The sequence below is a fragment of the Sinorhizobium fredii NGR234 genome, assembly GCF_000018545.1.
In the GTDB taxonomy this organism is placed as follows: Bacteria; Pseudomonadota; Alphaproteobacteria; order Rhizobiales; family Rhizobiaceae; genus Sinorhizobium; species Sinorhizobium fredii_A.
Genome location: NC_012587.1, coordinates 888,764 through 906,485 on the forward strand (window position 1 = coordinate 888,764; position 17,722 = coordinate 906,485).

The 17,722-nt window shown below is 64.0% G+C and carries 14 protein-coding genes; 9 read left to right on the forward strand and 5 right to left on the reverse strand.

All coding sequences use genetic code 11. The annotated features are described in order from the left end of the window. Positions 1 to 199 precede the first annotated feature (199 nt). The 4 genes from NGR_RS15450 to NGR_RS15470 all read left to right on the forward strand — a co-directional run bounded on the left by NGR_RS15450 (position 200) and on the right by NGR_RS15470 (position 6,086). Positions 200 to 1,456, forward strand: coding sequence for an SAM-dependent methyltransferase (locus NGR_RS15450; RefSeq protein WP_012707409.1), 1,257 nt, complete (start codon positions 200 to 202; stop codon positions 1,454 to 1,456). Between the two features lie 414 nt (positions 1,457 to 1,870). Next, positions 1,871 to 3,121: an IS110 family transposase gene (locus NGR_RS32535; RefSeq protein WP_012709639.1), complete on the forward strand. Its 1,251-nt coding sequence runs from the start codon at positions 1,871 to 1,873 to the stop codon at positions 3,119 to 3,121. Positions 3,122 to 3,307: 186 nt separating this feature from the next. Continuing rightward, on the forward strand, positions 3,308 to 5,608 hold the full coding sequence (locus NGR_RS15465; RefSeq protein WP_012707411.1) for a Tex family protein: 2,301 nt from the start codon (positions 3,308 to 3,310) through the stop codon (positions 5,606 to 5,608). Between the two features lie 163 nt (positions 5,609 to 5,771). Further along, on the forward strand, positions 5,772 to 6,086 hold the full coding sequence (locus NGR_RS15470; RefSeq protein WP_012707412.1) for a hypothetical protein: 315 nt from the start codon (positions 5,772 to 5,774) through the stop codon (positions 6,084 to 6,086). A gap of 276 nt (positions 6,087 to 6,362) precedes the next feature. On the opposite strand, the gene rkpK is transcribed toward NGR_RS15470, so the two are convergent. From rkpK to NGR_RS15485, 3 genes are all read right to left on the reverse strand, one after another. Continuing rightward, positions 6,363 to 7,676, reverse strand: a complete 1,314-nt coding sequence (rkpK, locus tag NGR_RS15475; protein ID WP_012707413.1) for a UDP-glucose 6-dehydrogenase — start codon at positions 7,674 to 7,676, stop codon at positions 6,363 to 6,365. A 133-nt stretch (positions 7,677 to 7,809) separates the two neighbouring features. Beyond that, the gene (locus tag NGR_RS15480) at positions 7,810 to 8,835 is read right to left on the reverse strand and encodes an NAD-dependent epimerase (protein WP_012707414.1); all 1,026 of its coding nucleotides are present in this window, start codon (positions 8,833 to 8,835) and stop codon (positions 7,810 to 7,812) included. A gap of 71 nt (positions 8,836 to 8,906) precedes the next feature. Next, entirely contained in the window at positions 8,907 to 9,239 is a 333-nt protein-coding gene (locus tag NGR_RS15485) for an ArsR/SmtB family transcription factor (RefSeq protein WP_012707415.1), read from the reverse strand. Positions 9,240 to 9,290: 51 nt separating this feature from the next. Between NGR_RS15485 and NGR_RS15490 the strand changes: the two genes are divergently transcribed. Together NGR_RS15490 and NGR_RS15495 are read left to right on the forward strand one after the other, a co-directional pair. Continuing rightward, the gene (locus NGR_RS15490) at positions 9,291 to 9,773 is read left to right on the forward strand and encodes an SRPBCC domain-containing protein (protein WP_012707416.1); all 483 of its coding nucleotides are present in this window, start codon (positions 9,291 to 9,293) and stop codon (positions 9,771 to 9,773) included. A gap of 12 nt (positions 9,774 to 9,785) precedes the next feature. After that, the gene (locus tag NGR_RS15495; RefSeq protein WP_012707417.1) at positions 9,786 to 10,148 is read left to right on the forward strand and encodes a VOC family protein; all 363 of its coding nucleotides are present in this window, start codon (positions 9,786 to 9,788) and stop codon (positions 10,146 to 10,148) included. Between the two features lie 4 nt (positions 10,149 to 10,152). Here the strand turns inward: NGR_RS15495 and NGR_RS15500 are convergent, their stop codons facing one another. Continuing rightward, a complete protein-coding gene (locus NGR_RS15500) occupies positions 10,153 to 10,902 on the reverse strand; it encodes a L,D-transpeptidase (protein WP_164924237.1) in 750 nt (249 codons plus the stop codon). 213 nt (positions 10,903 to 11,115) lie between these two features. On the opposite strand from NGR_RS15500, the gene recO reads away from it, so the two are divergent. Next, positions 11,116 to 11,862, forward strand: a complete 747-nt coding sequence (gene recO / locus NGR_RS15505; RefSeq protein WP_193377897.1) for a DNA repair protein RecO — start codon at positions 11,116 to 11,118, stop codon at positions 11,860 to 11,862. Between the two features lie 58 nt (positions 11,863 to 11,920). Here recO and NGR_RS15510 read toward each other — a convergent pair whose 3' ends face one another. Next, positions 11,921 to 13,924, reverse strand: coding sequence for a PhoX family protein (locus NGR_RS15510; protein WP_012707420.1), 2,004 nt, complete (start codon positions 13,922 to 13,924; stop codon positions 11,921 to 11,923). Between the two features lie 253 nt (positions 13,925 to 14,177). Between NGR_RS15510 and NGR_RS15515 the strand changes: the two genes are divergently transcribed. Both NGR_RS15515 and NGR_RS15520 read left to right on the forward strand, forming a co-directional pair. Further along, a complete protein-coding gene (locus NGR_RS15515) occupies positions 14,178 to 17,006 on the forward strand; it encodes a DUF2339 domain-containing protein (protein WP_012707421.1) in 2,829 nt (942 codons plus the stop codon). Continuing rightward, a complete protein-coding gene (locus NGR_RS15520) occupies positions 17,003 to 17,659 on the forward strand; it encodes an HD domain-containing protein (RefSeq protein ID WP_012707422.1) in 657 nt (218 codons plus the stop codon). The genes NGR_RS15515 and NGR_RS15520 overlap by 4 nt, the downstream gene beginning before the upstream one ends. Positions 17,660 to 17,722: the final 63 nt, after the last annotated feature.

Here is a 17,722-nt window from a genome sequence, read left to right on the forward strand (position 1 = left end):
CATCCCGGTTGCAGCCCCGCGCACGATGCACGGTGCCGACCTGCCGGAGGCCGTAAGGCTTTGCCCATACCGGTTTCTCGCTGCTTCTGGACAAAACCGGCGCCGTTTCGCGAGCGCAACCAGTCCGGGAAGCCGACCGAACCGCCCGCGCTCCATGCGGAGGAACATGGTCCGTGTAGGTCTGGCGCTGAGGTTGGAAATGAATGCAGCATTGTTGAAGTTGCTTCGCCGTCTTGTCCAGAAGGGAACTCTGACGGTCATTTTTTCATCGGGAAATAAAGTTGTTTTGGGTGATGGCACGGGGAAGCCCGCGACCATGCACATAACGGATGCAGAGGCCGAAAGGGCCATACTCTACGACCCCGGCCTGAAATTCGGCGAAATGTACATGGACGGCCGCGTGGTGATCGAAGAGGGGGATATTTTCGACGTCTTGTCCATCATCAAGAGCAATGGTCTGGAAAACGCGGCAACCTTCGCCAACTCCTTCGTCGCTCTTTGGCATGTCCTGCGCCAGCAGTTGAAGAGTCGCCTGCCGGTCAACCGCAACCGCTACAATGTCGCGCATCACTACGATCTCGACGGCAAGCTCTTCAACCTCTTCCTCGACGAGGACTGGCAATATTCCTGCGCCTATTTCCACCCGCCGGGCATCTCGCTCGATGAGGCGCAGCGCGCCAAGAAGCGCCATATAGCGGCGAAGCTGCTGCTCGAACCCGGCCAGCAGGTGCTGGAAGTCGGTTCCGGTTGGGGAGGCTTGGCCATGTACCTTGCCGAAGCGACGGGCGTCGAGGTCACCGGCATCACCTTGAGCGAGGAGCAACTGAGGGTCTCGCGTGAACGCGCCGCCAGACGCGGCCTGTCCGATCGTGTCCGGTTCGAATTGCAGGATTATCGCACCCTGCAGGGGCGGCAGTTCGACCGGATCGTCTCGGTCGGCATGTTTGAGCATGTGGGCATCGGCAACTACGGCAATTTCTTCCGCAAGATCAAGGAATTGCTGAGACCCGACGGCGTCATGCTGCTCCATTCGATCGGCCAGGTCTACAAGCCCTGGGCGACCAATCCGTGGATCGAGAAGTATATCTTTCCGGGCGGCTACATACCGGCGCTTTCGGAGGTCTTGCCGCCGGTCGAGAGCACGCGCCTGCTCGTCAAGGACATCGAGATCCTGCCCTTGCACTATGCCTGGACGCTGAGGGCCTGGCGCGAGCGGTTCGTCGCCCGGCGCGAGGAAGCGGTGAAGCTCTACGACGAGCGCTTCTTCCGGATGTGGGAATTCTATCTCGCCGCTTCCGAGACGGCCTTCCTGCACGACAAGCACTTCGTCTTCCAGCTCCAGCTTTCGCCATCGCTGGAGACGGTGCCGGTCTCCCGCGACTATATTGAAGCGAAGGAGCGCGAATTGCTGGAATTCGAGAAGACCCGCTCGCGGCTGGAGTTGGTGGCGGTTTAGCGCACACATGCCCTACCGATACTTGTTTCTGCCCGTCATCCCGCTGCCGCGACCTTCTCTCCGTCCCAACGGGGAGAAGGGACTCGCCGCGCCCTCCAGTCCCCTGTACCTTTTTCCGGCGGTTCTTGGGTTGCACGCCGTCGTCGCGTGTCGTGCGAAGTGAAGCGTAGCGGAATGAAGCATGACCCGCGACGACGGCCGAAATTGGCGTAGCCTTCCTGAACCGAGCCGATTCGTCGGGAGCAACCAATTGTCCCCTGTGGCCCGACCACCTGGAGAGGACGCGTGCCCCGTCGGATTGGCCGTGATCGATGCCCCGTGGGGAGTCCGCGCCGGAGCTGTATCCGTTTCCGAGCGCCAGTACAGGGATCGGCGAAGATCGCGGTGGCTCGCAGGCTTGGACGAGGAGAAGGGATGACCGATCAGAAACAATTCTATGCCGGCGTCGACTGGGCGTCGGAGAGCCATCATGTGTTCCTCACGGATGGTGATGGCCGGAAAATCGGCGAAAGGGTCTTCAGGCACGGCGGCGAAGGGCTCGCCGAACTGGCGGCCTGGCTGACGGCAACCAGCGGTGCAACCGAGGCCGGGCAAATCCAGGTCGCGATCGAGGTGCCGCACGGGCCCGTGGTCGAGACGCTGATCGAGCGCGGCTGCCAGGTGCATGCCATCAACCCGAAACAAATGGATCGCTTTCGCGACCGGTTCACCCTGGCCGGCGCCAAGGACGACAGCCGCGATGCCGAAGTGATGGCCTCGGCCTTGCGCACCGATCGCCGGTGCTTCCGGCTGCTCGCCGCCGCCGATCCTGTCGTCATCGAATTGCGCGAATGGTCGCGCATGGCCGAGGACCTCGGCGCCGAGCGCAACCGGTTGACCAACCGCATGCGCGAGCAGCTCTGGCGCTACTTTCCTGCGCTGCTCGAGCTCGAAAACGACCTCGGGGCCGAGTGGCTGCTCGATCTCTGGGAAGCCGGGCCGACGCCGGCCAAAGCCGCGCGGATCCGCGCGGCGACGATCGCCAAGCTTCTCAAACGCAACCGCATCCGCCGCGTCGACGCCACCCATGTGCTCGCCGTGCTGCGCACGCCGCCCGTCAAGGTCGCCGCCGGGACGACCGAAGCCGCCAGCGCCCACATTGCCACGCTCATTGCCCGCATTCGCCTCGTGAACCGGCAGCTCAAGCAAGCGCATCAGCGGCTCGATACCCTGACTGCCCGCCTTGTCCCGACCGAGGCGACCGAGCCGGGGCAGAGGAAGCAGCATGACGTGGAGATCCTCGCATCCTTGCCGGGAGTGGGAAGGATCGTCCTCGCCACGCTGCTCGCAGAAGCCTTCGATGCCCTGCAGCGACGTGACCACGCCGCCTTGCGCAGTTTGACAGGAGTCGCGCCCGTTACCAAGCGGTCCGGCAAGAGTTGCATCGTCATCAGAAGACAGGCCTGCCACGACCGGCTCGCCAACGCCATGTACCATTGGGCACGCGTCGCCATTCAGCACGACTCTCGGAGCCGTTTGAAGTACGCCGCCCTTCGAAGCCGAGGTCACAGCCACGGTCGTGCCCTGCGATCCGTCGCCGACCGCCTCCTCAACGTCGCATGCGCAATGCTGAAAACCGGCACCACCTTCAATCCTTCCTTGGCCGAGCAGAAACTCTCTTGCTAAACGGTGGGGAGTCCTCTCCCCGCGTGCGGGGAGAGGGCTAGGGTGAGGGGCGAATCGGCCTCCTCCGTGGGTAAAGCAAGCGATCCCGCCCTTTCCCATCTTCTGTGGACCGCTCAGCCGCCCTCACTTGGCCTTCATCGTCTGTGCCACTATGGTCCGGCCTGAAACAGCAGACGGAACGCAGACATGACCGCAAAGCCCATCGCCGCCATCATCGCAAGCGAGATCAAGGCGTCCGCCGCGCAGGTCGGCGCGGCCGTCGAGCTTCTCGACGCCGGAGCGACGGTGCCTTTCATCGCCCGCTACCGCAAGGAGGTCACCGGCGGTCTCGACGACACGCAATTGCGCACCCTCTCCGAGCGGCTCACCTATCTGCGCGAGCTCGAAGCGCGCCGGGCCTCCATTCTCGAGTCGGTTCGCGGCCAGGGCAAGCTCACCGATGAACTGGAAGGCAAGATTGCCGCCGCCTCCACCAAGGCGGAGCTCGAGGACATCTATCTGCCTTACAAGCCGAAGCGGCGGACCAAGGCGGAGATTGCCCGGGAGCGGGGACTCGGGCCGCTCGCCGAGGCGATCCTCGCCGATCGCTCGATCGCGCCGGCCGAACGGGCGACAACCTTCCTCTCCGCCGACGTGCCGGACGCAAAGGCAGCACTCGACGGCGCCCGCGACATCATCGCCGAAGGCATGACCGAGAACGCCGATCTCCTGGGCCGACTGCGAAACTACATGCGGGAGGCGGCGTTCCTGAAAGCCAAGGTCGTCGACGGCAAGCAGGAAGCGGGAGCGAAGTTCTCGGATTATTTCGATCACTCGGAGCGCTGGGCGACGGCACCGGGCCACCGTGCGCTGGCGATGCTGCGCGGCTGGAACGAAGAGATCCTGTCGGTCGATATCGTCGTCGACCAGGATGCGGCATCTGGGCAAAGGCCGGTCGAGCGCATGATCGCCGCAGCATACGAAGTCGGCGGGCATCTGCCCGGGGACAAGTGGCTGCTCGACGTGATCGGCTGGACCTGGCGCGTCAAGCTTTCGCTGTCCCTCTCGCTCGATCTGATGCGCGAATTGCGCGAACGGGCCGAGGAGGAAGCGATCCGCGTCTTCGCGCGCAACCTCAAGGACCTGCTGCTTGCGGCTCCGGCCGGCTCGCGTTCGACCATGGGTCTCGATCCCGGCATCCGAACCGGCGTCAAGGTCGCGGTGGTCGACGGCACCGGCAAGCTGCTCGACACGACGACGGTTTATCCGTTCCCTCCGAAGAACGACATTCGCGGCACACAGGCGGAACTTGCGGCTCTGGTCCGCAAGTACAAGGTCGAACTGATCGCCATCGGCAACGGCACCGGCAGCCGCGAAACCGAGAAGCTCGTCGCCGATATGCTGGCGCAGCTGCCGGCGCCGAAGCCCACCAAGGTGATCGTTTCCGAGGCGGGTGCCTCCGTCTATTCCGCTTCGGAAACGGCGGCTGCGGAATTTCCAAATCTCGATGTTTCGCTGCGCGGTGCCGTGTCCATCGCCCGCCGCCTGCAGGACCCGCTTGCCGAACTCGTCAAGATCGAACCGAAGTCGATCGGCGTCGGCCAGTACCAGCACGATGTCGACCAGTCGCATCTCAGCCGCTCTCTGGATGCCGTTGTCGAGGATGCGGTGAACGCTGTCGGCGTCGATCTCAACACCGCATCGGCGCCGCTGCTGGCGCGTGTGTCCGGTTTGGGCAAGTCGTCGGCGGAAGCGATCGTGGCGCACCGCGACGCAATGGGCGCCTTTGCAAATCGGCAGCAGCTCCTCAAGGTGCCGCGGCTTGGCGCCCGCACCTTCGAGCAATGCGCCGGCTTCCTGCGGATTACCAATGGTTCAGAGCCGCTTGACGCCTCGGCCGTGCATCCGGAGGCCTATGGCGTGGCCAAGAAGATCGTCGCCGCCTGCGGCCGGGATCTGCGCGCGCTGATGGGAGACAGTGCCGCCCTGAAGGCGCTCGATGCGCGCGCCTTCGTCGACGAACGCTTCGGTCTGCCGACGGTCAAGGACATTCTTTCGGAACTGGAAAAGCCGGGCCGCGATCCACGCCCGAGCTTCAAGACGGCGACTTTCGCGGAGGGGGTCGACGACATCAAGGACCTGAAGGTCGGCATGCAGCTTGAAGGGACGGTGACCAATGTGGCGGCCTTCGGCGCCTTCGTCGATATCGGCGTCCACCAGGACGGGCTGGTACACGTCTCCCAGCTCGCCGATCGTTTCGTCAAGGACCCGCATGAGGTCGTCAAGGCAGGCGACGTGGTGCGGGTTCGCGTCACCGAGGTCGACGTGGCGCGCAAACGCATCGGGCTCAGCATGCGCAAAGATGGCGGAGCGGAAACCGCGCGGGAGGCGAGGGGAGCGTCGCCGAACGGCGGCAATCGCAATTCGGTCGCGCGCCCGCAGAAGCCGCAGGCGCCGACCCAGGGTGCGTTCGGTGCGGCGCTGATGGAGGCGATGAAGAAAAAATAACGGCGGGGCATGGAACGGCGTCACGCCGAGCATCGTTACGTGCTCATCGGCTCGTGGTGCGAAGGTCGCGGCTGGGTGCCGACCATAGAAATGCCGGACTGCGGCGGAACAGGTCAGCGGAAAACCCTCTTCCGCCGGGTATCCCGGCGAAAGGAGGTGCATCGTGGTACGCAATGCAATCCGCGTCCTTCCGCAAGCCGCCCTCTTGGCAGCGGCGGTAACCGTATATCCCCAGGCAGCAGGCGCGCAGGGTGTCCTGAAGTGCGCCGATCGCGCGCAGGTGATCGAGTTTCTCGCTCGGCAATATGCCGAAAAGCAAGCCGCCGTGGGGATGGTCAATCAGCAGGCGGTGATGGAACTCTATGCTGCCGACAGCGGCAGCTGGACTCTGGTCATAACCGACGTGTCAGGCCGAAGCTGCGTGATCCTCGCCGGCAAGAGTTGGGAGACGATCATTCCCGTCGGTCCCAAAGCCTAGAAGCCGGATCGCTTTTCCGCCAGCGTACTTGTCTACTCCAGGGCTGGCGCACCTGCCAGCGCGAACTTCCGAGCCCATCGACCACCGTTTCCCGCCAATTTTAAGAGCGGGCGCTGGAGAAGCCTGTCCTCCTTCGCACCCGCTCTGGAGCGTGAGGAGGAAAAGTGTGTGCGGTTTTCCGCCCGCATCCCGCTCTAACTCATTAGAATCGATCACGTTTATGATTTTGGGTCGATGCGACCCAAAATCATCGTGATCCAGTCTTTTTTTCCTCGATCAGTCCGGCCGACCGACGCTGGCATACTCGAAGCCGTGCCGGGTGACCTCGTCCTTGCGGTAGATGTTGCGCAGGTCGACGAGCAGCGGGGTGCTCATCGTGCGTTTCAGCCGGGCGAAGTCCAGCGCCCGGAATTCGTTCCACTCGGTGACGATCACCAGTGCGTCGGCATCCGCTGCCGCGTCATAGGGGTCGGTCGCATAGGTCAGGCCGTCGATGACCTTGCGCGCGTTCTCCATGCCTTCCGGATCGTAGCCCGTTACCGTGGCGCCGGCGTCCTGCAGCGTCTGGACGATGGCGATCGCGGGGCTGTCACGCATGTCGTCGGTGTTCGGCTTGAACGTCAGGCCGAGCACGGCAACCTTGCGGCCGCGCACGTCGCCGCCGACCGCGGTGATCACCTTGCGGCCCATGGCCCGCTTGCGGTTGTCATTGATGGCGACAGTGGTTTCGACGAGCCGCACCGGGCTGTCGTGGTCCTGTGCGGTCTTGACCAGCGCCAGGGTATCCTTGGGAAAGCACGAACCGCCGTAGCCCGGGCCGGCATGCAGGAACTTGGCGCCGATACGCCCGTCGAGTCCGATGCCGCGGGCCACATCCTGGACGTTTGCACCGACTTTCTCGCAAAGGTCGGCCATCTCGTTGATGAAGGTGATCTTCATCGCCAGGAAGGCGTTGCCGGCATACTTGATCAGTTCGGAGGTACGGCGCGAAGTGAAGACGAGGGGGGCCTGGTTCAGATAGAGGGGGCGATAGACTTCCGTCATCACGTCGCGTGCACGCTGGTCGTTGTCCGCAAGGCCGATGACGATTCGGTCGGGCCGCTTGAAATCGTCGATCGCCGCGCCCTCGCGCAGGAACTCCGGATTGGAGACGACGGCAAAGTCGGCATCCGGATTGGCTTCGCGGATGATCCGTTCGACTTCGTCGCCGGTGCCGACCGGGACGGTCGACTTGGTGACGATGACGGTAAAGCCGTTGAGATTGGCAGCGATCTCGCGGGCGGCGGCGTGGACATAGGAGAGGTCCGCGTGCCCGTCGCCGCGCCGGGATGGGGTGCCGACGGCGATGAAGATGACGTCGCTGCCGGAAACGGCGGGCGCGAGATCCGTGGTGAAATGCAGACGCCCTGAAGCGACGTTGCTGGCGACCAGATGGTCGAGACCCGGTTCGAAAATCGGGATCTCACCCTTCTTGAGCGCCGCGATCTTGGCTTCGTCCTTGTCGAGGCAGACGACGTCGTGGCCGAAATCCGCGAAGCATACGCCGGAAACGAGGCCGACATAGCCGGCGCCAATCATCGTAATCTTCATCCACTCTTCCTTTGTTGTTGGGTCCTTCTTGAGCCTTGGGAGCTACACATCCATTGATAGGCAAATAGGACCGTTTTTCGACCTGCAAATGACAGGGGCGTTTTCCGATGCGACGAATTGCGCGTCGCGCCCTTCAGGCAACGGTTTCTGCAGGACGATAATATTGCTCGTACCATTCCACGAAGCGGGCGACGCCTTCCTCGACGGGCATCATTGGCTTGAAGCCGGTCAGCGCCTCGAGCAGGTCCGGTGACGCGTAGGTGCGCGGCACGTCGCCCATCTGCATCGGCAGCATGTTGCGCACCGCCGGCCGGCCGACGGCCTTCTCGACAGTGTCAACGAAGGTCATCAGGTCCACCGGCTGGCCGCCACCGACATTGACGACACGGAACGGCGCGTGCCCCGAGAGCGTGTCCTGCGCCAGGTCCGGACCGACGCGATTGGCTTCGGACGGCGCGACATGGGAAAGCCGCAGGATGCCTTCGACAAGATCGTCGATATAGGTGAAGTCGCGGCTCATCCGGCCTTCGCCATAGATATCGATCGGCCGGCCGTTCAAGATGGCGTCGACGAATTTGAAGAGTGCCATGTCGGGCCGGCCCCAGGGGCCATAGACGGTGAAGAACCGGAAGGCGGTGGTCGGCACCTTGTAGAGATGGGCGTAGCTGTGCGCCATCAGCTCCATCGATTTCTTCGTCGCCGCATAGAGCGTCATCGGCTCGTCGGCCCGGTCCGCCTCGGCAAACGGTATCTTCTCATTGGCGCCGTAGATCGACGAGGTCGATGCCAGCATCAGATGCTTCGGGCCGATCGCCCTCGCAAGCTCGAGGATGTTCCAGGAACCGAGAAGGTTCGCGTCGACATAAGCCTTCGGGTTCTCGAGGCTGTAGCGAACACCCGCCTGTGCGGCGAGGTGGATGATGACCTCCGGTTCCGCAAGCTCCGCGGCGCGGTCGAGGGCGGCGCGGTCCTCGAGCATTGCTGTCACCGCCTTGAAGCCGTTGGAGCGCTCCAGGATCGCGTGGCGGCGCTGCTTGAGCGTCACGTCGTAATAGGGCGTCATGCCATCGAAACCGACCACGAAATGCCCATCGTCGATCAGCCGCTTGGCGACGTGAAAGCCGATGAAACCTGCGGTGCCGGTGATGAGGTAACGCACGGAACTGATCCCAGTTTTCTTGAACTCGATCGTTCATACGAATAAAGCCGCCCTATGGAAAGACGAAACCGTCACTCCTTTTCACCGTCGAGTTGTTGTTGCATGGCGGTGAGCACGGACATTGCATGATCCGAATACTGGCTGATCCAGCGGTCGTGAATGGCGCGGATCGGCAAGGCGTTCAGGTGGTTCCAGCGTTCCCGCCCCTCGCGCCGGACGAGAACGAGATTTGTCTCTTCCAATACCTTCAAATGCTGCATCACCGTGCAGCGATCAAGATCGGAAAATTGCTCGCACAACATGCCCGTGGTCCGGGGCTCCTCTTTCAGAGCATCCAGAATCTGGCGGCGCAGGCCATTGGCCAGTGCCTTGAAAACGGCATCGTCCTTCGAATCAATTGACATGTTATATTTTTATAACATATTATGCCCGGACACAATCGAGAGGAGGTCGTCATGGCTTTCGAATTTCGCGTGAACGGGCGGATAGCCCGTCCCGTCGGGGAGGTCTTCGACGCGGTCGTCAATCCGGACAAGCTCAGCCGTTATTTCGTGACGCTCGGCGGCATCAGCGGCCCCTTGGTCGCCGGCGCCACCGTCACCTGGTGGGGAGAGGTCCCCGTCGAGGTGGAAGTTGTCGAGCCCAATGAGCGGATCGTCTTCCGCTGGGGCGCGATGGTTGCAAAGGAAGAGGCACCATACCAGACGAGTGTGGAGATGCGCTTCCAGCCCCTCGAGGACGGCGCCACCATGGTGACCATCGCCGAAACCGGCTGGCGCGAGGACGAGCAGGGGCAGAAAAGCTCCTATCTCAATTGCGAGGGTTGGTCGCAGATGCTCGCCTGCATGAAGGCCTGGGTCGAATACGGCATCAACCTCCGGGAGGGCTACTATGTGAGCGAGCTCTCCGGCAAGCCGGCGCTCGAGCCACAGATATAGGAGGAACGAGCGATGCCAGTGGAGATAAAGGGCGGCATCAACATCGCCATGAAGGTGCCGAGCCATCAATATGAGACCGTGGTCGCTTTCTACCGCGACGTCGTCGGCCTGCCGCCATTCGACGAGAAGCAGCCGGCAAAGGGCTTCATCCTCGGCCCCAATCGTCTTTGGATCGACGAAATGCCGCAATTGAGCCAGGCGGAAGTCTGGCTGGAACTGTTCACCGACAACCACGAAAGAGCGTTGACCCACCTCGCCGCGCACGGAGCAGTACGCTGCGACGCGGTCGAGGAATTGGGCGAAGGCTTTCGCGGTGGCTGGGTGATGAACCCCGCCAATATCGTGCACCTCGTGCGCGAGCCGGACGCCTGGTAATTGCTCAGAACGCCAGCGGCGCGTCCTCTGCCGGGGCCTCGATCGGCGCCTCCTCTGCGGGGGGAACGACCGGCGGCATTGCCGGGTCTATCGGCGACTGCGCCTGGATCACCACCACACGGGTGCCTTCCGGCACGCGGTTGTAGAGATCGATGACATCCGGATTGAACATCCGGATGCAGCCACTGGAAACGGCCTTGCCGATCGACCATGCCTCTGTCGTGCCGTGGATGCGGAAAAGCGTGTCCTTGCCGTCCTGGTAGAGATAGAGCGCGCGCGGCCCGAGCGGGTTGGTCAGGCCCGGGTCCAGGCCGCTGGCGAGCGGGCCATAGCGCTCCGGCTCGCGGGCGACCATCTCGGAGGTCGGGATCCAGCGGGGCCACAGCGCCTTGCGGCCGATGCGCGCCTCGCCGGCAAATTCCAGCCCCGCCTTGCCGACGCCGATCCCATAGCGCAGCGCCATGCCGCCATCCTGCACCAGGTAGAGGTGCCGGCTGGGCGTGTCGATGACGATCGTCCCCGGTGGCTCGTGCGTGACATAGGGCACCTGCTGGCGCAGGAAGCGCGGGTCGACCGTGCTGATGTCGGTCGCAGGCAGTGGGAACGCCTCGTCCGGATGTGGTCCGTACATCGCCGTGAAATAGGGATCCGGTCCCCGCGGTCGCGGCGGCTGCGCGGTGCTTGTCGCGCAACCCGACAGCGCGGCCACAACAAGGAGGAGCGGGAGAAGCTGGGCGAGGCGGGACACACACATACTCCAAACAATCCTTGTGATTGCCAGCTCGAGACCGGCAGCCAGCCGCGGCTTGCGAGCATGCCGCGATTCGGCAGGCCAATGACAGAATTGTAGTGCGGCGAACATGAAGCGGAAAGGGCGAGCGTCATGGATCTGGGTGAGCCGCGATGCAGCCGTCGTAAGCGCCATCTTCGCTTGATCCCGTTTCCGCCCCGGGTGTATGCCTTTTTCATGCAATGGAGCGATCAGGCCATCATTCTCGGCATAAGGCGGCATGGCGAGAGCTCTGTCATTGCCGAGGTCATGACGTCCGCGCACGGGCGGCACTTGGGGCTCGTGCGCTCCGGCCGCTCGCGGACGATGCAGCCGGTGCTGCAGCCGGGCAATTCGGTGGAAGTGACCTGGCGAGCCCGGCTCGACGAGCATCTCGGCGAGTTCCGCCTCGAGCCGCTCGAATTGCGCGCCGCCAGGCTGATGGAGGCGGCAACCTCGGTCTACGGCATCCAGGCGCTCGGCGCCCTTCTGAGGCTGCTGCCGGAGCGCGATCCGCATCCGCATCTCTACGAGGCGCTCGCCGTCATCGTCGATCACCTTCAGGATCCGGCCGATGCCGGCGAATTGTTCGTGCGCTTCGAGCTGGCGGTCCTCAACGATCTCGGCTTCGGCCTCGACCTTTCGGAATGCGCGGCGACCGGACACCGGGCCGAACTCATCTACGTTTCGCCGAAAACCGGCCGAGCCGTCAGCCGCGCGGCGGGCGCACCCTATGCGGAGCGCATGCTTGCCCTTCCGGATTTCCTCTCCGGAACGCGCAGCGCCGCCGATCATGACAGCCTTGCCGCGGCCTTCCGCCTGACGGCCTATTTCCTCAACCGCCACGTCTATGAACCGCGCGGTGTCGACGTTTCCTCGGCTCGCGACGGTTTTGTCCATGCGACGCTGAAGGCGCTTAAGCCGGCCCCACCGTCGGCGGCCTGAAAAACAGAACAGGCGCCGCATATGTCATGCGGCGCCTGCACTCAGGAAAAAGCGCGCCTTAGCCGATCTTGCCGCCGCCCTGTTTGGTCACGGCGACCACAGCCGGGCGCACCGGCATGTCGTCGCGGAAGTCGGGCCAGCGCGTTGCCGGCTTTTCATAGGTGGCGAGGCCGGCATCGCCCGGGTGCTGCACGGCAAGGAAGAACGTGTCGCTCGTCGGGTTGAAGCTCGGCCCGCACATCTCCGCGCCGACCGGCACCCGGAAGAACAGCTTCGATGTGCCGCGACCTTCGCCTTCCGTTTCGATCGCCCAGACACCGTCGGTACGGCCGGTCTCCTTCTCGTTGTTGCCGTCGGTCGAAACCCACAGACGGCCGTCCGCGTCGATGGCGCAATTGTCCGGCATTCCGAACCAGCCGTTCTTCGTCGTCGCGGTCGAGAAGGAGGCGCCCACATCCGCAACGCTCGGGTCACCGCACTTCAACAGAATGTCCCACTTGGATTTCGTCGAAGCGAAGTCTCCGTCCGTCTCGGAGATCTCGACGATGTGGCCGAAGGCATTCTTGGCGCGCGGATTGGCGGCGTCCGCCTCTTCCTCCTTGCGCTTGGTATTGTTGGTCAGCATGACATAGACCTTGCCGGTCTTCGCATTGGGCTGGATGTCCTCGGGCCGGTCCATCTTGGTCGCGCCGAGCGCATCGGCGGCAAGACGCGTGTTGATCAGCACGTCGGCCTGGGAGGCAAAGCCGTTCTCGGCCGTCAGCGGACCTTCGCCATGGACGATCGGCATCCAGGTGACCGTGCCGTCCTCGTCGAACTTCGCCACGTAGAGCGTGCCTTCGTCGAAGAGGTTCAGGTTGGCGGCGCGGTCGTTCGGGTTGTAGGTGCCCGTCGTCACGAACTTGTAGACATAGTCGTAGCGCTCGTCGTCGCCGCTGTAGAGGACGACCCGGCCGTCCTTGTTGACGATCGATTCGCAGCCCTCGTGCTTGAAGCGGCCTATCGCCGTGCGCTTCTTCGGCACGGAGGCCGGGTCGAGCGGATCGACCTCGACGACCCAGCCGAAGCGGTTCGCCTCGTTCGGATCCTTCGATACGTCGAAGCGGTCGTAGAACTTCGACCATTCGTATTGGCCACCCGGCGCGCCGAGCCGCTTCAGCTGCTTGAATTCCGGATGATCCTCGGCGAGCTCGCCGCCGAAATAGCCGTTGAAGTTCTCTTCGGCCATCATGTAGGTGCCCCAGGCGGTGACGCCGCCGGCGCAATTGTTGATCGTGCCGAAAACCTTCTTGCCGCTCGGATCGGCGGCGGTCTTGACGCGACCATGGCCGGCCACCGGGCCGGACAGCTGCATTTCGGTGTTGACGGTGATGCGGCGGTTGTACTTGCCGTCGAGAACCGGCTGCCACTTGCCGTCCACCTTGCGGATCTCGATGACCGTGCCGCCATGGGCGGCCATTTCGATGTCGACCAGTTCCTTGGTGTATTCGCCGAGAACGACCTTGTCTTCCTCCTTGCCGTCCTCCGTCACCTTCTCGACGCGAGCGAAGTTGGGGAACATGATCTCGGCATTCGTGTACTCATGGTTCACGACCAGGAGGCCGTGATCCGGACTGCCGTCGAGCGGAATGAAGCCGACATAGTCGTTGTTGTAGCCGAACTGGCGGCTCTGCGCCTCGGCCGTCTGCTTCAGCGGATCGAATTCCGGGCTATCGGCGAAGATCTTGTCGCCCCAGCGCAGCAGGATGTCGGCGTCGTAGCCTTCGGCGACGTGATGCGTCTCGTCGACGCCGGCCTCGATTTCCGAGAAGTCGAAGGGCGAAGCGCTGTCGCTGGCCCGTGCCTCGTCGGCCGTGAGCAGTGCCAGCGGACTGACCGTCGTGGAAATGGCTGCCACCGCGAGCGAGCCGCCAAGGAACGACCGGCGCGAGAAGCGGCGATTGATGATGTCGCCCATGGTCGGATTGGTGGAACAGTTCTGGCCGATGTCTTCCAGTTCTTCCCTGCGTTCCGTCAGCGTCTTGAATTCGGTTTCTTCCGTCGTGCCGAGCTGCTTGTCCATGGTCATTCTCCCCGTTGAGGACGATAGAAGCGCCGCTCATGTTGCGGCGTCCGTTTTCGCTCTATCAGCCAGCTCATGACAGTTCTGCGACAGTTCGATGAAGAGATTACGGCTGTTCTGCCCCCGAAGACATTTGTTTCCGCCGTAAAGACCTGCGGTTGCGAGGAAGAGGATATTCAAGCGGCGTGCCTCCGCTGGCATTCCGGGCTAACTTGTGCGAATCGTTCACGAGTCGTCCTGCTGTTGGGGAACCATGCTTGAGCTCATAGCGCTTGTTGCCTTTGCCATGGCGCTCGCCGCCTTTCTGGGCGGCCGCAGGAACGCGGACCGGTTGGACGCCGAGATCGAGAGCCTGAAGGCGGAGATCGCCCGGCTGGCGACGCGGGCCGCCGAAGACGTCGTGCCGGACACCGCTGCCTCCGCGCGAAAGGAGGCCGAGGCTCTGCCAACCCCACCCGAGATCGCGGAAGAGGCCGTTCACGGCCCTTGGTCGCAGGCGCGAGAGGGTGCCCGGATATTCGGGAACGTTCCGGCGGGCGCAGAGGACGCGGACACGGCGGCAAGCGGCGCTCCAGCCGACGTCGCGGCTGCCGAACCTGTTGCCATGCGCTCCGCGGAGAGCCTCGAGAGCCGGATCGGCGGTCGCTGGCCGGTCTGGGTCGGCGGGCTTGCGCTCGCCCTCGGCGGCTTCTTCCTGGTGCAGTATTCGATCGAAGCAGGGCTCCTGAGCCCGGCGGTTCGCCTGACGCTTGCCGCGATCTTCGGCCTTGCGCTCGGGATGGCCGGCGAAGTGATCCGCCGCCGCGCGGTGCCGACGATCGCCGACCGGTTCCGCAATGCGATGATCCCGGGCGTGCTGACCGCGGCCGGTGCGGTGACGCTGTTCGGAGTCGTCTACGCGGCGCACGGCATTTACGACTACATAGGCACGGCAACGGCCTTCGCGCTGCTGGCCCTGGTATCGCTGGCGACGGTGGGCCTGTCGCTGCTGCATGGCCAGGCGCTGGCCGGGCTCGGCCTTCTGGCGTCGTTGCTCACGCCCTTATTTGTCTCGAGCGGCGAGCCGCGGCCATGGGTGCTGTTCGGGTTTCTGGCGGTCGCCTGGTTCGCAACACTCTTGGCCTCTCGCCTGCGCCACTGGACGATCGTGCCAACGCTCGCCAATGCCGGCCTCGGCCTGTGGGGGCTGGCCTATGTCGCGCTGGCCGCACCGTTTGAAGCCCCGCCGGTGACGGTTGCTCTTGTCGTCATGATCCTCGGCGTCGGTTTGATCTGGCCCGGCGGCGTAGAACGCGAGACCCTCGCAACGACACACACGGGCGCGTTGCCAGCCGCAACCCCGGGTCCCTGGGAGCGGCTCTTCACGCCGCCCTATGCGGCAATCTCGCTGTCGGCGGCGATCGTCGCAACGCTGCTCGCGCTGCTCTTCATCAGCCCGGCCGTTGAGGCGGCGCGGTTCCCGGTCGCCGAATTCGTGGTCGTGATCGCCGTACTTGCCGGCGCCGGTGCGCTGCGGGCTACTGCCGTTTACCCGGCGCTGCTGGCTGCGCTCGGCGCAGTCGTCGGCACCTGGACGCTGACTGCCCTTAGCGGCGTACTTGCCTATCTCGACCCGACATTGGCCACACCGGCGATCGTCGTTCCCGGCCGGACGGCGATGCTGACGGCGATGACACTTGCAGCGCTTTTTCTCCTGCTCGCGGCGGCCGTGCTTACCCGGCTTGCCGAGCAGCGGCACTTTGCGGTTCTTTGGGCCGGCATCGCGGCCGTCGTGCCCGGCGCGCTTGTCGGCATGTCGTTCCTGATGACGGGCCAGTTCGCCTTCGACCTGCCGCATGGGCTTGCCGCCTTTACGAGCGGGCTATTCCTTCTTGGTCTCGTCGAATGGATCTCTCGCCGCGACGCCGAATGGAGGGAGCTCGATCTTGCGGCGGGTCTGCTGGCACTGGGCTCCCTCGGCCTCTTTGTCGTCGGCCTGCATGCCTGGACGGACGGGTTGGTGACGACGCTCGCCATCGCGGTCCTCGGCACGGGCTACACCTTTGCAACACGCCTGCGTCCCTGGCCGGTTCTGCCCTGGGTGACGGTTGCCGCCGCCATCGTCGTCCTGACGCGGATTGCCTGGGAGCCGACGATCGTCGGGCCCGGCAGCCTCGGGACCACGCCGGTCTTCAATGCGCTTCTGCCGGGATACGGCGTTCCGGCACTGCTGCTCGTCGGTTGCGCCTACTTCCTGCGCGCTTTTCCGGATCTGCGGGCCCGCAATCTGCTGCAGGCGCTCGCCAGCCTCTTCGTGCTCCTGACACTCGCGATCCTCGTACGCCATGCGATGAACGGCGGCGTGCTTGACAGTTCCGTTCCGACGCTCGGCGAGCAGGCGATCTACACGCTGCTTGCGATCGGCGCCTCCGGCATTTTCATGACGCTCGACGGGGGATCGCCAAGCCCGGTGTTCCGCTACGGCGGAATGGCGCTCGGCGTACTTTCGATGCTGTCGGTGCTCTCGGCCCATCTCGTCGGCCTCAATCCCTATTTCAGCGGCGAGTTGCTTGGTCGCATTCCCTTGTTCGACCTGCTCTTCATCGGCTATCTGCTGCCCGCCATCGGCTATGCCGGCCTTGCCTGGTATGCGCGCGGCAGGCGCCCGCAGCCCTACGTCATGGCGCTGGCAGTGAGCGGCGCTGTGCTGGCCTTCGCCTGGGCGACGCTGAGCGTGCGCCGTTTCTGGCAGGGAGAAAGCGTCGCCGACTGGAAGGGCTTCCTGCAGGGAGAGACCTACACCTACTCGGTGATCTGGCTGGTGCTAGGCGTCCTGCTTCTCGTGGTGGGATCGCGCTTCAACGCCAAGAGCATCCGCATCGCTTCGGCCGTACTGGTGTTCATTGCCGTGCTCAAGGTCTTCCTCGTCGACATGTCCAACCTCGAGGGCTTCCTGCGGGCGCTCTCTTTCATCGGCCTCGGCGGCGTGCTGATCGGCATCGGCCTCTTCTACCAGAAGATCCTGTCCAGCGGCGGGCGCGATTCGGCTGATCCGCCCGGATCGATCGCGACTGACCCGAGAGAGGGAGCAAGCCAAGCATGACGCGCCTTCAGGCTCTCGCCACCGCCTTCGCACCGCATGACGAACTTGCTGGCAAGCTTCTGCCGCATGCATTCTCCGGCGACGACGGCTCCCACGACGCCTCCCACCTCGTTCGCGTCTGGAAGAACGCGGCACGCATACAGGCGGAGGAGGGTGGCGACAGCCGTCAGCTCGCGGCCGCCGTGCTGTTGCATGACTGCGTCGCAGTCGAGAAGAATTCGCCGCTCCGGGCCGGGGCATCGCGGCTCGCCGCCGAAAAGGCATGGCAAATTCTCGACGGCCTCCGCTGGAGCACGCTGGAAATTTCGGCCGTCGCCCATGCCATTCTGACTCACAGTTTCTCGGCCAATATTGCGCCCGAGACGCTCGAAGCGAAAATCCTGCAGGACGCGGACCGGCTCGACGCGATCGGCATGTTCGGCGCCGCGCGCTGCTTCTATATCGCCGGTCGCATGGGAAGCGGTCTCTACGATCCGCTCGATCCCTTGGCCGAGGACAGGCCGCTCGACGACAAGGCTTTCGCGATCGACCATTTCGAAACGAAGCTCTTCCGTCTCGCCGAGGGTTTCCAGACCGCGGCGGGGCGTCGGCTGGCGCTGGAGCGGCAAACGCGGCTGCGCAGCGTGCTTGCCATGCTGCTCGATGAAATCTAATTGTTTCAATATGTTGTTGCCGCTCGGTGAATCAGATCGCGAGCCGCCTGAATCAATCTCTGA

What these genes read in the sequence shown, in the direction of transcription:
- NGR_RS32535 (WP_012709639.1), top strand. Translation starts at nt 1,871, where the DNA reads ATGACCGATCAGAAACAATTCTATGCCGGCGTCGACTGGGCGTCGGAG.
- NGR_RS15515 (WP_012707421.1), top strand. Translation starts at nt 14,178, where the DNA reads ATGCTTGAGCTCATAGCGCTTGTTGCCTTTGCCATGGCGCTCGCCGCC.
- NGR_RS15485 (WP_012707415.1), bottom strand. Translation starts at nt 9,239, where the DNA reads ATGTCAATTGATTCGAAGGACGATGCCGTTTTCAAGGCACTGGCCAAT.
- NGR_RS15450 (WP_012707409.1), top strand. Translation starts at nt 200, where the DNA reads ATGAATGCAGCATTGTTGAAGTTGCTTCGCCGTCTTGTCCAGAAGGGA.
- NGR_RS15495 (WP_012707417.1), top strand. Translation starts at nt 9,786, where the DNA reads ATGCCAGTGGAGATAAAGGGCGGCATCAACATCGCCATGAAGGTGCCG.
- NGR_RS15520 (WP_012707422.1), top strand. Translation starts at nt 17,003, where the DNA reads ATGACGCGCCTTCAGGCTCTCGCCACCGCCTTCGCACCGCATGACGAA.
- NGR_RS15490 (WP_012707416.1), top strand. Translation starts at nt 9,291, where the DNA reads ATGGCTTTCGAATTTCGCGTGAACGGGCGGATAGCCCGTCCCGTCGGG.
- NGR_RS15465 (WP_012707411.1), top strand. Translation starts at nt 3,308, where the DNA reads ATGACCGCAAAGCCCATCGCCGCCATCATCGCAAGCGAGATCAAGGCG.
- rkpK (WP_012707413.1), bottom strand. Translation starts at nt 7,676, where the DNA reads ATGAAGATTACGATGATTGGCGCCGGCTATGTCGGCCTCGTTTCCGGC.
- recO (WP_193377897.1), top strand. Translation starts at nt 11,116, where the DNA reads ATGCAATGGAGCGATCAGGCCATCATTCTCGGCATAAGGCGGCATGGC.
- NGR_RS15500 (WP_164924237.1), bottom strand. Translation starts at nt 10,902, where the DNA reads ATGTGTGTGTCCCGCCTCGCCCAGCTTCTCCCGCTCCTCCTTGTTGTG.
- NGR_RS15510 (WP_012707420.1), bottom strand. Translation starts at nt 13,924, where the DNA reads ATGGACAAGCAGCTCGGCACGACGGAAGAAACCGAATTCAAGACGCTG.